The 15,553-nt window shown below is 58.0% G+C and carries 12 protein-coding genes; 9 read left to right on the top strand and 3 right to left on the bottom strand.

Going from position 1 to position 15,553, the window contains the following annotated elements:
• Positions 1 to 175: 175 nt before the first annotated feature.
• Positions 176 to 1,966: a sensor domain-containing diguanylate cyclase gene (locus ACR3EJ_RS16235; RefSeq protein ID WP_480423131.1), complete on the bottom strand. Its 1,791-nt coding sequence runs from the start codon at positions 1,964 to 1,966 to the stop codon at positions 176 to 178.
• Positions 1,967 to 2,134: 168 nt separating this feature from the next.
• Between ACR3EJ_RS16235 and ACR3EJ_RS16230 the strand changes: the two genes are divergently transcribed.
• Positions 2,135 to 4,531: a UvrD-helicase domain-containing protein gene (locus ACR3EJ_RS16230; RefSeq protein ID WP_170543601.1), complete on the top strand. Its 2,397-nt coding sequence runs from the start codon at positions 2,135 to 2,137 to the stop codon at positions 4,529 to 4,531.
• A gap of 3 nt (positions 4,532 to 4,534) precedes the next feature.
• Here ACR3EJ_RS16230 and ACR3EJ_RS16225 read toward each other — a convergent pair whose 3' ends face one another.
• Positions 4,535 to 4,825: a DUF1330 domain-containing protein gene (locus ACR3EJ_RS16225; RefSeq protein ID WP_010442602.1), complete on the bottom strand. Its 291-nt coding sequence runs from the start codon at positions 4,823 to 4,825 to the stop codon at positions 4,535 to 4,537.
• Positions 4,826 to 5,195: 370 nt separating this feature from the next.
• Positions 5,196 to 5,420 (bottom strand): DUF1127 domain-containing protein, encoded by a 225-nt coding sequence (locus ACR3EJ_RS16220; protein ID WP_170543603.1) that lies wholly within the window; start codon positions 5,418 to 5,420, stop codon positions 5,196 to 5,198.
• 901 nt (positions 5,421 to 6,321) lie between these two features.
• Between ACR3EJ_RS16220 and mraZ the strand changes: the two genes are divergently transcribed.
• The 8 genes from mraZ to murD all read left to right on the top strand — a co-directional run bounded on the left by mraZ (position 6,322) and on the right by murD (position 15,528).
• A complete protein-coding gene (mraZ, locus tag ACR3EJ_RS16215; protein ID WP_170543605.1) occupies positions 6,322 to 6,825 on the top strand; it encodes a division/cell wall cluster transcriptional repressor MraZ in 504 nt (167 codons plus the stop codon).
• A 4-nt stretch (positions 6,826 to 6,829) separates the two neighbouring features.
• The gene (gene rsmH, locus ACR3EJ_RS16210; RefSeq protein ID WP_170543607.1) at positions 6,830 to 7,822 is read left to right on the top strand and encodes a 16S rRNA (cytosine(1402)-N(4))-methyltransferase RsmH; all 993 of its coding nucleotides are present in this window, start codon (positions 6,830 to 6,832) and stop codon (positions 7,820 to 7,822) included.
• Positions 7,819 to 8,187, top strand: coding sequence for a cell division protein FtsL (gene ftsL, locus ACR3EJ_RS16205; protein ID WP_170476976.1), 369 nt, complete (start codon positions 7,819 to 7,821; stop codon positions 8,185 to 8,187). The genes rsmH and ftsL overlap by 4 nt, the downstream gene beginning before the upstream one ends.
• Positions 8,184 to 9,971, top strand: a complete 1,788-nt coding sequence (locus ACR3EJ_RS16200) for a peptidoglycan D,D-transpeptidase FtsI family protein (protein ID WP_170476974.1) — start codon at positions 8,184 to 8,186, stop codon at positions 9,969 to 9,971. Before ftsL ends, ACR3EJ_RS16200 begins: the two co-directional genes overlap by 4 nt.
• 22 nt (positions 9,972 to 9,993) lie before the next feature.
• On the top strand, positions 9,994 to 11,475 hold the full coding sequence (locus tag ACR3EJ_RS16195; protein ID WP_170543609.1) for a UDP-N-acetylmuramoyl-L-alanyl-D-glutamate--2,6-diaminopimelate ligase: 1,482 nt from the start codon (positions 9,994 to 9,996) through the stop codon (positions 11,473 to 11,475).
• Positions 11,472 to 12,866, top strand: a complete 1,395-nt coding sequence (locus tag ACR3EJ_RS16190; RefSeq protein ID WP_170543611.1) for a UDP-N-acetylmuramoyl-tripeptide--D-alanyl-D-alanine ligase — start codon at positions 11,472 to 11,474, stop codon at positions 12,864 to 12,866. Before ACR3EJ_RS16195 ends, ACR3EJ_RS16190 begins: the two co-directional genes overlap by 4 nt.
• Positions 12,867 to 12,900: 34 nt before the next feature.
• Positions 12,901 to 13,983, top strand: coding sequence for a phospho-N-acetylmuramoyl-pentapeptide-transferase (mraY, locus tag ACR3EJ_RS16185; RefSeq protein WP_010442593.1), 1,083 nt, complete (start codon positions 12,901 to 12,903; stop codon positions 13,981 to 13,983).
• Between the two features lie 150 nt (positions 13,984 to 14,133).
• Positions 14,134 to 15,528: a UDP-N-acetylmuramoyl-L-alanine--D-glutamate ligase gene (murD, locus tag ACR3EJ_RS16180; RefSeq protein ID WP_170543613.1), complete on the top strand. Its 1,395-nt coding sequence runs from the start codon at positions 14,134 to 14,136 to the stop codon at positions 15,526 to 15,528.
• Positions 15,529 to 15,553 lie beyond the last annotated feature (25 nt).

The following is a 15,553-nucleotide window of genomic DNA, read 5'->3' as shown; positions in this document are numbered from 1 at the left end:
AAATACTGTATCTATGATGTCAGATTTTCTGTGCCCTAAGTGCTTAGGGCTGTGGATTTCACTTCTGAAATCCGTCTCAATCCGAGTGATTCGGAAGCGCACAGGGCCAAGATTTCCAGATCAACGAAGTCCTAGACGCCATGCCGGTCGCAAGCAGGCAATGACTGGCATGGGCTCAAGGCTTAGCAAGAGAGGTCGAGGAACCTGAAGCCACCGGCCTTTTTCGGTCGGCAATGTCCGTGACGGTCTGATTGGATTTTCCAACCTGCACCTGATTGCGACCTTTGTCCTTTGCCGCATACAGCGCATCATCAGCAACACGCATCAGATCCTGCGGCATCACACCGTGGGTCGGATAATGTGCAACCCCAACTGAGATGGTGATGCGCGGCAGTGATTTCTCGCCGTACCGAACCGTGATCGCTTCGACCGCCTGCCGGATCTGTTCCGCACGGGTCATCGCATCATCCGGCGTATTGTCCGGTAGGATCAGCATGAATTCCTCGCCGCCGATCCGGCAGGCCACTTCATCCCGATCACACCCAGTTTCAAGGGCCGATCCAACCGCGCGCAGCACCATGTCACCTGCGTCATGTCCATGCGTATCGTTAAACTTTTTGAAATGATCCACGTCCACCGCGATCAGGCTCAGCGGAGAGCCGGTTTGCTGACTGCGACTGATGGCTTTTCGCAATGTCTCAGTCATGTGGCGGCGATTGAACAATCCGGTCAGCGGATCGCGGACGGACTGATCATGCAACTGATCCCGCATTCTGACATTCGCGATGGCCATGCTGATTTGCTCTGCACACAGCTGTGCCAGCTTCTTGCTGTCATGGAACGCCTCTCCGCTGCCTTCGTGAGCGCGCAGATGCAGCAAACCCACTGTCTCGCCATGCGCAAGAATGGGAAAGCAGAAATAGGGCCGCCCGTCATGAGGTTCGGCATGTTCGCAGACAAAATCGACCTCGGAGGCACCGAATTCATAAGTCCGTCCACGTCGCAGACCCCAGCACCCCTCGGGATGAATGTGGGCTTTGTGCGAGCCACCATTCCAGCTGGCACAGCCATCCAGCACATCGCGCGAGTTTGAGTAGACATATACGCTGCCCTCGGCCTCAGGCAGAATGTGGGTCATGAAACGCGATACCATATCGAAGAGCTCATCCAATGACCGGCTGGATTGCAGCCATTCATTCAACTCACCCAGCAGGCGCACCTCGCGCGCGAGGCGCAGTTGATCATCCATTAGCTCGCGTTCCTTGTCTGACCTGTTTTTCAGCGACTGAAGCTGATACCGGTTGGTGCGATAGGTCACCAGACTCACCGCACTCAACGCAAACAGGGCAATCCCGCTTAGAATGGCCAGAGAAACCCGCAATCGGTAAACGAATGTACTGCGCAGGTCGGTAAAATCCGTAAAGAACTCGATCGCGCCTATGAAGCGGCCGTTCTTGGTGACCGGCATGAACACCTCAGCCACGTGATGCTGGGTGGTGTTGCTGGTGTTTCCCGTGTGCAGATCAAGCCCGTCAATCTCGGATAAAGGAACAGTTTCCTGAATGTAGTGTGTCATGCCTCGCGCCACGTCACTGCGAAAAAAGTTTCGCGGTTCCGAGGTACCGATTTCCTCGGGGCGGGTCGACCAGACCACCCGCCCGGACGTGTCGAATAGTTTGAAGCGATAAACATCCGAAGCCTCGGGCATTGTCGAAAGAAACTCGGCATCATGATGATCGATTTGCCCTGTGCGCAGGGCGTTTTCTGGATCCTCTAGATGCAACACAACCCGGCGCTTCCAAAGCTCGGCCTGTTTAAGAATATCGGTTCTGAGCATACGGTCTACGACCGGAGCGGGCAGCGCATAAATGCTCCATCCCGCGGTCGCAGCAAGCACTATAAGCAGAATGGTGATTCCCGCCCATTTCAGGCGATGGCCAAGCGGTTGCCGACCGTTCAATTTCATATTCCGCACTCCCACTGCATTGGACCAAGCATCATTGCCAAGGTTTGACAGGGGGTTAACGACGGTGGGTGATTGTTTAGAATTTAGTGGATGTGGCTGCAAAAATCCTTGTGAACAAGGCGTGAACAAACCCTTTCCCTTGGCGCGCATCCAGCGTAGTTTGAATTCATGAGCAGTTTTGATGAAATGGACGCCTTCGAGGGCGCCTCACTGTCGGCGCGGGCGATGCCTGTGCCCTCGGCAGAGTATCTCAATGATCTCAATCCGGCGCAGCGCGAAGCTGTTGAGCGGCTGGATGGTCCGGTGTTGATGCTGGCGGGTGCGGGAACAGGCAAGACCAAAGCGCTGACCGCGCGGATCACGCATCTGCTTAGAACCCACCGCGTGCGCGAGAATGAGATTCTGGCGGTCACCTTCACCAACAAGGCCGCGCGCGAGATGAAGGAGCGCGTGGGCCGGATGCTGGGTCGACCGGCAGAGGGAATGCCTTGGTTGGGCACTTTTCATGCGATTTGTGTCAAGCTGCTGCGCCGCCATACGGAACTGGTCGGGCTAAAGTCGAACTTTACCATTCTGGATACGGATGATCAGAAGAGGTTGCTGAAACAGCTGACGCAGGCCGCCAATATTGACGACAAACGCTGGCCCGCGCGGATGCTAGCCGGAATCATCGACGATTGGAAAAACCGCGCTCTGACGCCCGACAAGGTGCCCGCCGCAGATGCAGGGGCCTATAATCACAAGGGCATCGAACTCTATGCCCAATACCAGACTCGCCTGCGCGAGCTGAACGCGGTGGATTTCGGCGACCTGCTGCTGCACATGGTCACGATTTTCCAGACCCATCCGGACGTGCTGGAGCAATACCAGCGCTGGTTCCGCTACATCCTTGTGGACGAGTATCAGGACACCAACGTCGCCCAATATCTCTGGTTGCGCCTGCTGGCCGGTGGACACAAGAATATCTGCTGTGTTGGCGATGACGACCAGTCGATCTATGGCTGGCGTGGGGCCGAGGTGGGCAACATCCTGCGGTTTGAGAAGGATTTTCCCGGCGCATTCGTGGTGCGGTTGGAGCAGAACTACCGTTCAACCCCGCATATTCTGGCCGCTGCGTCCAACGTCATTCGTGGCAATGAAAGCCGCTTGGGTAAAGAACTTTGGACCGACCGCGAAGAAGGCGAAAAAGTTCGTCTGATCGGCCATTGGGATGGCGAAGAAGAGGCGCGCTGGATCGGCGAGGAAATCGACGCCATGCAGGGCGGAACACGGGGCGTGCGGCCGATGAACCTGGATGAAATGGCCATCCTTGTGCGTGCCTCGCACCAGATGCGGGCGTTTGAGGATCGGTTTCTGACCATCGGTCTGCCTTACAAGGTGATCGGCGGCCCTCGGTTCTATGAGCGTATGGAGATTCGCGATGCCATGGCCTATTTCCGGCTGGTGGTCAGCCCCGAGGATGATCTCGCCTTTGAGCGGATCGTGAACACACCCAAACGCGGCCTCGGCGACAAGGCGCAACAGACGATTCAGATAGTTGCGCGGGAAAACGGCGTGTCCTTGGTCGAGGGCGCGCGGATCGCGGTCGACAATGCTCTGATCAAAGGCAAAGGGGCCAAGGCGCTGCGCGAATTGATCGACGGGCTGGCGCGGTGGAATGCGATGACGCGCGGGCCTCGGATCGAGGTCGATGATGAGACGGTCATTGACGATGGCGTCTCACCCATCCGCTATGGCGAACCCGAGCACACGCATATCGAACTGGCACAGATCGTGTTAGACGAATCCGGCTATACCGCCCATTGGCAGAACGAAAAGACACCCGAGGCGCCGGGGCGGTTGGAAAACCTTAAAGAACTGGTCAATCAGTTGGACAATTTCGAGAACCTGCAAGGGTTTCTGGAGCATGTCAGTTTGGTGATGGACAACGAACAGGACAGCGACGGGGCCAAGGTCTCGATCATGACCCTGCACGCGGCGAAGGGCTTGGAATTCCCCGCCGTGTTCCTACCGGGTTGGGAGGATGGGTTATTCCCCTCGCAGCGTTCGATGGACGAATCCGGTCTCAAAGGCCTCGAAGAAGAACGGAGGCTGGCCTATGTCGGCATCACCCGGGCAGAAGAGGTCTGTACGATTTCATTTGCAGCCAACCGACGGGTGTTCGGACAATGGCAGAACTCGATGCCGTCCCGGTTCATTGATGAGTTACCCGAAGATCATGTGGAAGTGCTGACGCCGCCAGGTCTGTATGGTGGTGGTCAGACCACTACCGGGATCGAAACCCGCGCGGCCGAGGCGAATGTCTATAACTCGCCGGGATGGAAACGGATGCAGGCGCGGCAGGGACAGTATGGAATGTCTCAACCGAAAGAAAGCCGGAACACGGTGATCGACGCCACAGCGGTCGCCAGCTTTACTCTGGGTGAGCGGGTGTTTCACCAGAAGTTCGGTTATGGGGCAGTAATCGGCATCGAGGGCGACAAGGTTGAGGTCGATTTTGACAAGGCCGGAACGAAAAAGGTCGTCTCGCGCTTTCTGACCGCGAAGGATGACGTGCCGTTCTGACGCTTACAGCCCTTCGACCAGCACCAGATTCGCTGTCGCCGTTTGTTGCCTGATCTTGGCCAGCTCAACATAGTCCGGATCGTCCTTCCACGCGTTTGCGGCAGCCATGTCCGGAAACTCCATCAGCACGATCCCGTCTTCTGCCCAACTGCCTTCGATCACTTCAACGGGCTTTGAGGATATGGTCAGCAGGCGCCCGCCATGCCGGTCAAAGATCGGCATGAAGCCTTCAAGGTATTTCTGGTATCCATCCGGGTCATGAATGGAAATCTGGGCGATGAAATAGGCGGCCATGGGACACTCCTGAAAATCGTTCACAGCCCCAGCTTACATCTTGTGCGCCAAAAAACGAAAAACGGCGGTTCCCAGGGAGGAGGGGAACCGCCGTTCTTTTCTACATCAAGGCAGGGAGGAGGAAGCCCCGATGTATCCGAGCCCGGGTTTGATCCCGGTATGAGGAAGACGCGGCGACGTCAGGGAGGAGGAAGGCGTCGCCGCGCGCTTTCAACATCGAGGCAGGGAGGAGGAGAGCCCCGATGTATCGGCTTCCGGCAGTCAGGGCCGGTATTAGGTGCGGCAACGTCAGGGAGGAGGAGAGACGTTGCCGCTGATTACAGACCCAAAAGGGAGGAGGATGGGCCTGATCTCAGTATCTGTGTCGCGCTTACTGCGCGATTTGCTCTTCGGTGGCCTGCTGGGCCAGTCGACGGATCATCGAACGGTGCAGGCCCAGATCGGCCAGCTCGCGATCCGACAGTGCCGACAGTTCGTTTACCGTCTGGCGGTACAGGCGGTAGCGCGCAACGCGGGTCTTTACGGTTTCAATCAGTGCTGCGACTCCAAATACTGGAGCGCCTTTCAGACCTGTTTGTGTGCTTGCGACTGCCATCTTCATCATCCGTTCATTCTTGTTGCTGCCGGCATCGTCCGGCGCTTGCTTGAGACTGAAGATAGGCAAATGCTGCGATTGCACAATAGCTCGCGCCGTCAATGCTGCTATGCAGCAAACGCATGGATTGTCGGGATAAACCGGGCTACCCCAATAATTGCCTTTAAAATATAGGTTTTCGCATGCGGTTGGCTTTTTACCAGTTCAGGTGCCGTGATTAAAGGTGCTTATCCCTTAAGCGGGATTGGCATTTGTTTGGGCATGTTGTGTCAGATCAAGAGGGGGTAGAGCTGTTCGCCTCTGATCCGGCTCGTGGTGTGACGGTGCCATGGGAAAGCATGGGTCGACTATGGGAATGGCCTCCTAAGCGATCGCGATTCGTCCTGTTTGGTTGGATTTCATGGGGGCTTGCACCGGATTTATCGCCAATTAGGAAGTTTAATGGGAATTCGTGGGAAAAAATTTTTCAACGCTGGGTTGCGCATATGTGGTGTTGGCGGATACAAAAATCACAATTTATGGTGCATTTAACCCTGATTTCGATTGCTTTAACCTTACTCTGAAGCCAGAATCAGTTCTCTTCTTGCAAAATTCCTGTTGATTTCCATGATTTCCCATGGCATCCCTTGTTTACCCGATGAGGGCGAGGACAGTTAAGGGGCACCAAACGACCCCGAACCAAAAATACAAAAACAGGTTTCATACAGGCATCTCGCTTTCATCAATCAACAGATCCGGCGCGCGGGCGAGCAGACATCCCCCCAGGTGGCGCGCGCAGCTGGACATCCCGCAAAGCGGGTCAATGCGGCGGGTTGATCAGTGGCAGCAGATCAACCCGCCGTTTTTCATCCGGGGGGAACGTGAATTTTGAGGTGGGGCGCAAGCGAAAGGGACAGTCGTCTTGGCGCGCAGGTTTAGAGGTGAAAGCCACCATAAGGTGGATGCGAAAGGCAGGGTCTCGATCCCGGCCTCGTTTCGCCGTGTGCTTGAAGCGTCCGATCCCAACTGGCAGCCCGGTGACAATCCTGAGCTTGTGATCGTTTATGGCGACCACCGCCGCAAATACCTTGAATGCTATACGATGGAAGCGATCGACGAGGTAGATGCCAAGATCGACGCGCTGCCGCGTGGCTCGATGCAGCGTCGGATGCTGCAGCGGATGTTCCACGGTCAGTCCTTTCCGACCAATGTGGACGAAACTGGCCGTCTGGTTCTGCCCGCCAAGTTGCGTAACAAGATCGATCTTGAGAACGAGGCATTCTTTATCGCCGCTGGTGATACCTTTCAGATCTGGAAGCCCGAGACATACGAGGCCGAGGAACTGGCCACGACCGAGGAATGGCTTGACGATCTGCCAGAGGATTTCGATCCGATGCAGTATCTCGACGGCATTGGGGACGGGTGACGGCATGGCCGGCGCTCAAAGCTCATCGGACAAACCTCACATCCCTGTTTTACTACGCCCGTTGCTGGCTGCAGTGGCGCCTGTGTCCGGCATTTGGCTGGACGGAACCTTTGGTGCAGGTGGATACACGCGCGGTCTGCTCGAAGTCGGGGCCGAGAAGGTTATTGGTGTGGATCGCGATCCACTGGCCTTTGAAATGGCCGCGGATTGGGCCAGTAAATACGGTGATCGGTTGGTGATGCAGCAGGGTGTGTTTTCGCGCATGGATGAATATGCGCAAAATCTGGACGGCGTCGTGTTGGACCTCGGTGTTTCTTCAATGCAATTGGATCAGGCAGAACGTGGCTTCTCCTTCATGAAAGACGGCCCGCTCGACATGCGCATGAGCCAAGAGGGTGAGAGTGCCGCTGATCTGGTGAATACGGCATCCGAGGCGCAACTGGCCGACATCCTGTTTCATTTCGGTGAAGAACGCGCCAGCCGTCGCATTGCCAAAGCCATCGTGAAGGCACGGACCGATGAACCGATCACAACGACCTTGCGGTTGGTCGAGATTATCGAATCCTGCGTGCCGCGCCCGAAACCCGGTCAGTCGCACCCGGCGACGCGCAGCTTTCAAGGACTGCGGATTGCTGTGAATGCGGAATATGAAGAGCTGTTTCAAGGTCTTATGGCAGCAGAACGCGCTTTGAAGCCGGGCGGGCAACTGGCTGTGGTCACTTTCCATTCTATTGAGGACCGGATGGTCAAGCGGTTCTTCCAATCGCGCGCGGGCAAGACAGGCCGCGCGAACCGCTATGCACCCGAGATGGCGCAGGAACAGCCGCAATTCACCCTCAAAACCCGTAAAGCAGTAGGACCGGATGAGCAGGAGCTGCGGGAAAATCCACGCGCACGCTCGGCTAAGTTGCGTGTCGCCATTCGTACAGATGCTCCGGCGGGTGAAATTGAGGCTCGGGCCATCGGGATGCCGGAACTGGGGGGAAGGGCAAGATGAAGAGTATTTTGTATATGTTGACGGCCCTTTCTGTCTTTGGGCTGGCGCTCTGGGCCTATCAGGAAAACTACCGCACCCAACAGGTGGTGAAGGAAACTCAGTCATTGCAGGGCCAGATCGGTATGGCGCAGGCACGACTGGCGGTGCTGAACGCTGAATGGGCCTATCTGAACCGGCCGGATCGTCTACGTGAACTAGCAGACCTGAATTTCGAGCGTCTCGGGCTGCTGCCTCTGCGCGCTGAACAGTTTGGCCGCGCGGACCAGATTTCTTATGGTGAAGATCCGGACCTGCCCATAGTCGACCCGCTTGAACTGCAGGCGATTGCCGAGACGCAGGCACTTGGTGAGGTGCAGTTCCCATGACCCGAACACCGCTCCGTCCGCTGGCCCGAATCCTCGACGCCCGTGCCAAGGGCGAGAACCCGAAGACGATCGAGCGGGAGAATATTCGCAAACGTCACGAAGACATGAAAGACCGCGCCCGTGCGCGCGCCGAAGGCCGCCTGCTGGTATTGGGTCTGTTCTTCTTCTGCGCTTTCTCGGTGGTGGGTTTCCGCATGGGCGTTTTGGCCACGTCTGAAGCACAGGAACCACTGGCCAGTGCGCCGGGTGCTACCATCGCGATGCAACGCGCGAACATAGTTGATCGCGAGGGACGCATTCTCGCGACCAATCTCGACACCTATTCCGTCTACGCCCAGCCGCCGCTGATGATTGACCCGATTGCCGCCGCGGATCAATTGGTGGCGATTTTTCCCGATCTCGAAAAAGAGCGGCTGGTCAAGGACTTCACCGGCAAGCGTAAGTTCCTATGGATCAAGAAACGCATCTCGCCCGAGCAGAAGCAGGCCGTGCATGACATTGGTGATCCAGGTATCCTGTTCGGACCACGTGAAATGCGGCTATATCCCAATGGCCGGCTGGCGGCGCACATTCTGGGTGGCTCGGGATTTGGTCGTGAAGGTGTCAGTGCAGCTGAAGTGATCGGCGTTGCGGGCGTCGAAAAACAATTCGACGATTATCTGCGCGATCCGGCCAATGGCAACAAACCCCTGCAACTGTCGCTGGACCTGACCGTTCAGGCAGCCGTTGAACAAGTGCTCTATGGTGGCATGAAGATCATGAATGCAAAGGGGGCATCGGCGGTACTGATGAACGCCCATACGGGTGAGGTTGTCTCGGCCGCTTCACTGCCGTCATTCGACCCCAATGATCGTCCACGCCCGCCGACGTCGGGCTTTGACCCCTCGGACAGCCCGTTGTTTAACCGCTATGTGCAGGGTGTGTATGAGTTGGGCTCAGTCTTCAAAATCTTCACCGCCGCACAGGCCGTTCAGTTGGGTCTGGTCAATTCGAACACGATCATCGACACATCCGGCCCGATGAAAATCGGGCGTTTCCCGATCGGCGAATTCAACGGCAAGAACTATGGCGAGATCAGCGTGGCCGATGTGATCGTCCATAGCTCAAACCGGGGCACCGGTCGCCTGGCCTTGCAAATTGGGGCCAAGCGGCAGCAGGACTTCCTGAACGCATTGGGAATGTTCGACCCAACCCCATTTGAAATCGTCGAAGCCAAAGGCGGTCAGCCTCTCAAGCCCAAGAAATGGGGCGAGTTGAGCACTGTGACCATCTCCTATGGCCACGGCTTGTCGACCAGCCCAATGCATCTGGCCGCTGGGTACGCTGCGGTTGCCAATGGCGGGCACTATGTCAGCCCGACCATCCTGCGCCGCAATGGTCCGCAATACGGCCCACGCGTGATGTCCGAAAACACGGCCAAACAAGCGCAGAATATGCTGCGCAAAGTGGTCACGGATGGCACCGCCAGCTTTGGGGATGTCAAAGGCTATGACGTAGCCGGCAAGACCGGCACTGCCGACAAGCCCAAGCCACGCGGCGGGTATTACGACGACAAGGTTATCGCCACTTTCGCCACCATCTTCCCGGCTTATGATCCGAAATATGTGCTGATCGTCACGCTGGATGAGCCCTCGATTGTCGCCTATGGCGAAAAGCGCCGCACCGCAGGCTGGACTGCTGTTCCGGTTGCCGCTGAACTGATCGGGCGCGTGGCACCGCTCTTGGGGCTCAGACCCCGGCTTGAGCCTGAGGCGCGCGCTGCTATAACGCTGACCTCAAATTAGGCCGTCGGACAAGAGGTGGGTCATGGGCAATCGGTCAAAGAAACTTAGCCAACTGGCCCTGACCGCGCGGGGCGGGGCGAATCCCGACATCACCGGACTGGCCGTCGACAGCCGTGAGGTGAAAGACGGCTTCCTTTTTGCTGCCCTTCCAGGCACTCGCGTTCATGGCGGAGAGTTTATCCAATACGCCCTGCGTATGGGGGCAGCCGCCATTCTCACAGACGCAGAAGGGGCTGAGCTCGCTGCCAAAGAACTGACCGCATCCGACGCTGCGCTGATCGTGACCGAAGATCCACGCCAGGCCTTGGCCGGGGCGGCGGCGCTGTGGTTCGGTGCGCAACCGCAAACTATCGTGGCGGTCACTGGCACTAACGGTAAAACATCCGTGGCGAGCTTCGTCCGTCAAATCTGGTCCGAGCTGGACCTCGCCGCCGTCAACCTGGGCACCACCGGGGTCGAGGGCGCATGGACCGCGCCTTTGGCACATACCACGCCCGAACCGATCACGCTGCACCGCTGTCTGGCCGAGGCCGCCGAGAATGGTGTGACCCACGCGGCGATGGAGGCCTCATCTCACGGCCTTGAACAACGTCGTTTGGATGGTGTGCAGTTGGCCGCCGCCGGGTTCTCGAATTTCACGCAGGACCATCTGGACTATCACGATACGTTCGAGGCCTATTTCGCCGCCAAGGCGGGGCTGTTTGACCGTGTGCTGCCGGAAGACGGGATCGCGGTAATCAACCTCAGCGACCCAAAGGGCGCCGAGATGTACAAGATCGCCGAGGCGCGGGGGCAAAATATTATCACCGTAGGACCTGAAGGCTCTGATCTTTGCCTGTTGAACCAACGCTTTGACGCAACCGGGCAGGACCTGCGTTTTTCGTGGAAAGGCAAGACCTATCAAACCCGTTTGAACCTGATCGGTGGATTCCAAGCTGAAAACGTTCTGCTGGCCTGCGGTCTGGTTATCGCGGCAGGAGAGGACCCCGACCGCGTTTTCGAAACCCTGCCGCACCTGACCACCGTCCGGGGCCGAATGCAACTGGCCGCCACCCGCAACAACGGCGCGGCGGTGTTTGTCGATTACGCGCATACGCCGGATGCGGTTGTTACAGCGCTGAAAGCGATGCGCCCTCATGTGATGGGTCGTCTGATCGCCATTGTTGGCGCAGGTGGGGATCGGGATGCCACTAAACGCCCTCTCATGGGGCAGGCGGCCACAGAGAATGCAGATCTGGTCTTGGTTACCGACGATAACCCCCGCAGCGAAGACCCGGCGATCATCCGTGCCGCTGTCATGTTGGGTGCGCCTGAAGCGACTGAAGTCGGCGATCGGGCCGAAGCGATCCTGCGTGGCATCGACGCGCTGCAACCGGGTGACGCCCTGTTGATCGCGGGCAAAGGCCACGAAACCGGCCAGATCGTTGGCGATCAGGTTCTGCCCTTTGATGACGTGGAACAGGCCAGTATCTCGGTCGCCGCGTTGGACGGGAGGGTCGCATGACGCTCTGGACCGCAGCCGAGGCCGCCGAGGCCACCGATGGACACGCCACCACCGATTGGCAGGTGAGTGGGGTCTCGATCGACACCCGCACCTTGCAACCCGGAGACCTGTTCGTCGCGCTCAAAGCTGCCCGCGACGGCCATGATTTCGTCGCGCAAGCGCTGGATAAAAGGGCAGGTGCCGCGCTGGTATCCCGCATTCCTGAAGACGTATCCGAAGATGCGCCGCTCTTGATCGTTGATGACGTGCAAACCGGTCTGGAAGCGTTGGGGCAGGCGGCCCGTGCCCGGACGGCGGCGCGCGTGGTGGGTGTGACCGGCAGTGTGGGCAAAACCTCGACCAAGGAAATGCTGGTCAGCATATTGGAAACGCAAGGGAAAACCCATGCAAGCGTCGCCAGCTACAACAACCATTGGGGTGTCCCGCTGACACTGGCGCGGATGCCGCGCGATACCGAGTTTGCCGTGATCGAGATCGGCATGAATCATCCGGGCGAAATCGCACCTCTGGCGCGTCAGGCGCAGCCGCATGTGGGGTTGGTGACGACGGTGGCTGCGGTGCATCTCGAAGCGTTCGACTCGGTCGCGGGGATCGCCCATGAGAAGGCCGCGATTTTCGACGGGTTGACCAAGGGCGGGGCCGCCATCGTGAACGCCGATATCGAACACGCCGACATCCTGCGCAGCTGTGCGCAGGCGCAGGGCGCGAAGATTGTCGATTTTGGTCGAACGGCCCATGATTACGCTCTGACCGAGGTGGAGCAGGGCGCCAACAGTCTTCAGGCGCAGGGTAAGGTTGACGAAAACACTATCTCGTTCAACGTCCAATCGGCAGGTACGCATTTTGCCATGAACGCGCTGGGCGCTCTGGCGGCTTGTGTCGAGCTGGGCGTCGATCTGGATCAGGCCGTTGCTGGCTTGCGCCGCTGGTCCCCGGTCAAAGGGCGCGGGGTGCGTGAGGTTATCGCGCTGCCTAGCGGCGATCAGATCGAGCTGCTGGATGACAGTTACAACGCCAATCCAACCTCGATGGAGGCCGCATTGGACGTGCTGGCCGCATCGCAAGGTAATCGCAAGATTGCCTTTCTGGGCGACATGAAAGAGCTGGGTGCGCAGGAACACGCGATGCACGCGGCCATGGCCGATGTGGCCGCGATGGCTCAGGTCGATCAGGTTCACTGCATCGGTCCACTGATGCAGGCGCTGCATCAGGCCTTGCCGGAGGGCAAGCGTGGGCTTTGGACTGAGACCAGCGCCGAGATGGTCGGGCAACTGCCCGAGTTGATCCGTAACGGCGATGCGGTGCTGGCAAAGGGTTCGCTCAGCATGGCATTGGCACAGATTGTTGACGGTCTGCGGAAAATGGGGCAAGGGGGCGCGCTTGAGCCGTAAGCGCCCGTGATGCCCGTGTGAGAAAGGTTTTGGTATGCTCTATTGGTTGACCGCCCTGTCGGACGGAGGGGATTTCTGGAACCTCTTTCGCTACATTACGTTCCGGGCAGGTGGAGCCTTTCTGACGGCACTGATCTTTGGATTTCTCTTCGGAAAACCTCTGATTAACGTACTGCGTCGCAAGCAGGGCAAGGGCCAGCCAATCCGGGATGATGGCCCCGAAGCGCACCTGTCCAAAGCCGGAACCCCTACTATGGGTGGCCTTTTGATTGTTGGCGCACTGGTAACTTCAACGCTGGTCTGGGCGCGTTGGGACAATCCCTATGTGTGGATGGTACTTTTCGTAACACTGTCTTATGCGGCCATTGGATTCGCTGACGACTACGCCAAAGTATCAAAACAGAATACCAAAGGCGTTTCGAGCAAGATGCGTTTGGCTTTGGGAGTTCTGATTGCGGTTCTGGCGTCTTTTTGGGCAGGATTGCACCATCCTGCCGATTTGCAAAATCAACTGGCTATGCCGGTGTTCAAGGATACGCTGATCAATCTGGGCCTATTTTATATCCCATTCGCGGTCATTGTGATCGTTGGGGCTGCCAATGCGGTAAATCTGACCGATGGTTTGGACGGGTTGGCCATCATGCCCGCGATGATCGCCGCCTCGACGCTGGGCGTGATTGCCTATGCGGTGGGGCGGGTCGACTTCACCGAATACCTTGACGTGCATTATGTGCCCGGCACAGGTGAAATCTTCATATTCACCTCGGCGCTTTTTGGAGCGGGGCTTGGCTTCTTATGGTACAACGCCCCTCCGGCAGCAGTGTTCATGGGGGATACAGGATCGTTGGCTCTGGGCGGTGCACTTGGCGCAATCGCTGTTGCAACCAAGCACGAACTGGTGTTGGCCATTGTGGGTGGCCTATTCGTGGTCGAAGCGCTGAGCGTGATCATTCAAGTGCTTTACTACAAGCGCACTGGTAAACGTGTATTCCTGATGGCCCCAATCCATCATCACTATGAGAAAAAGGGCTGGGCTGAGCCGACGATTGTGATCCGCTTCTGGATCATCTCGCTGATCCTGGCGATGATTGGTCTGGCGACGTTGAAAGTGCGGTAGGACACCCGCCGGGTTCGGAGGGCCTGTGGCCCGCCTGCCACCCGTTGGGCCCGGCTCGCGCTGCCGCGCGAGCCTGAGCGCCCCCTTGCCTTTGGGAAATCCTTCGGTGCAGTGTGGCGCAAATTTCTATGCGATGAAGGTGGACAGCAGATGATCCCGGTCAAAGGGTTTTCAGGGAAAAAAGTTGCGGTTCTGGGGCTAGGGCGGTCTGGTTTGGCCACGGCTCGTGCATTGCAGGCGGGCGGTGCCGAACCGGTGTGCTGGGATGACAACCCGGCCGCGCGTGAGGCGGCTGAAGGAGCGGGGCTGGTCTGCTCTGATCTGCGCCGACATGGAGCGTTCGAAAATATTGCTACCCTGATTGTTTCACCTGGTATTCCGCATCTTTATCCCATGCCCAATCCGGTCGTGGCTGCTGCAACGGATGCTGGCGTCCCGGTAGACAATGATATTGGCTTGTTCTTTCGCTCCTTCGCCGGGCCTGAATGGCACAACTATGACACCCCACCGCGTGTCATCGCAGTGACGGGATCGAACGGCAAATCAACCACTGCAGCCCTGATCCACCATATCCTGACCGAGGCCGGGCGCGACTCGCAGTTGGCGGGCAATATTGGGCGCGGTGTTCTGGATATCGATCCGGGCGGTGATGGCTCGGTGGTGGTGTTAGAGCTGTCCAGTTATCAAATTGAACTGGCCCGCGCCTTGACGCCAGATGTGGCGGTTTTCACCAATCTCTCACCTGATCATCTTGACCGGCATGGAGGTAAGGGTGGCTATTTCGCAGCCAAACGCCGCCTCTTTGCCGAAGGCGGGCCGGATCGCGCCGTGATCGGGATCGATGAGGCTGAAGGCGCGTTTTTGGCTGGTCAGCTGGCCGAGGGGCCATCTGATGATCGGGTGATCCGCATTTCGGTTGCGCGTAAACTGACTGGACCGGGCTGGCAGGTTTTTGCACGCAAGGGATACTTGTCTGAATACCGCAAGGGACGTCAGACGGGATCAATTGATCTGCGCGACATCAAGGGCTTGCCAGGCGCGCATAACCACCAGAACGCTTGTGCTGCCTATGCTGCCTGCCGTTCTCTGGGCTTGGCCCCCCGCGTGATCGAAGACGCGCTGCATAGTTTTCCTGGTCTGCCGCATCGCAGTCAAATCATTGCCGAAGCGGATGGGGTGACCTTCGTGAACGACTCTAAGGCCACCAATGTGGACAGCGCCTTGAAAGCGCTGAGCGCCTTCAAAAAGGTTCGCTGGATCTGTGGCGGGCTTGAGAAAGAGGGTGGGCTTGAGGCGCTGAACGGGGCCGAAGGTCACGTGATCAAGGCCTATGTCATTGGACGCGAAGCTGCGGGTTTTGCCATGCAGCTAACTGCGGATGCTCAGGTTTGCACCACCATGGCTGCCGCTGTTGAACAGGCCATGGCAGACGCGCAGCCGGGCGAGGTGGTCTTGTTGGCCCCTGCAGCGGCCAGTTTCGACCAATATGACAATTTCGAACAGCGCGGTGATGACTTCACCGCCGAGGTGAAAAAACGCCTCTGAAAGCAAGGCGTTTGCAATTGTTTGC

The sequence above is a fragment of the Ruegeria sp. AB11 genome (genome assembly GCF_056536325.1).
This window is presented reverse-complemented; position numbering and strand designations above follow the sequence as displayed.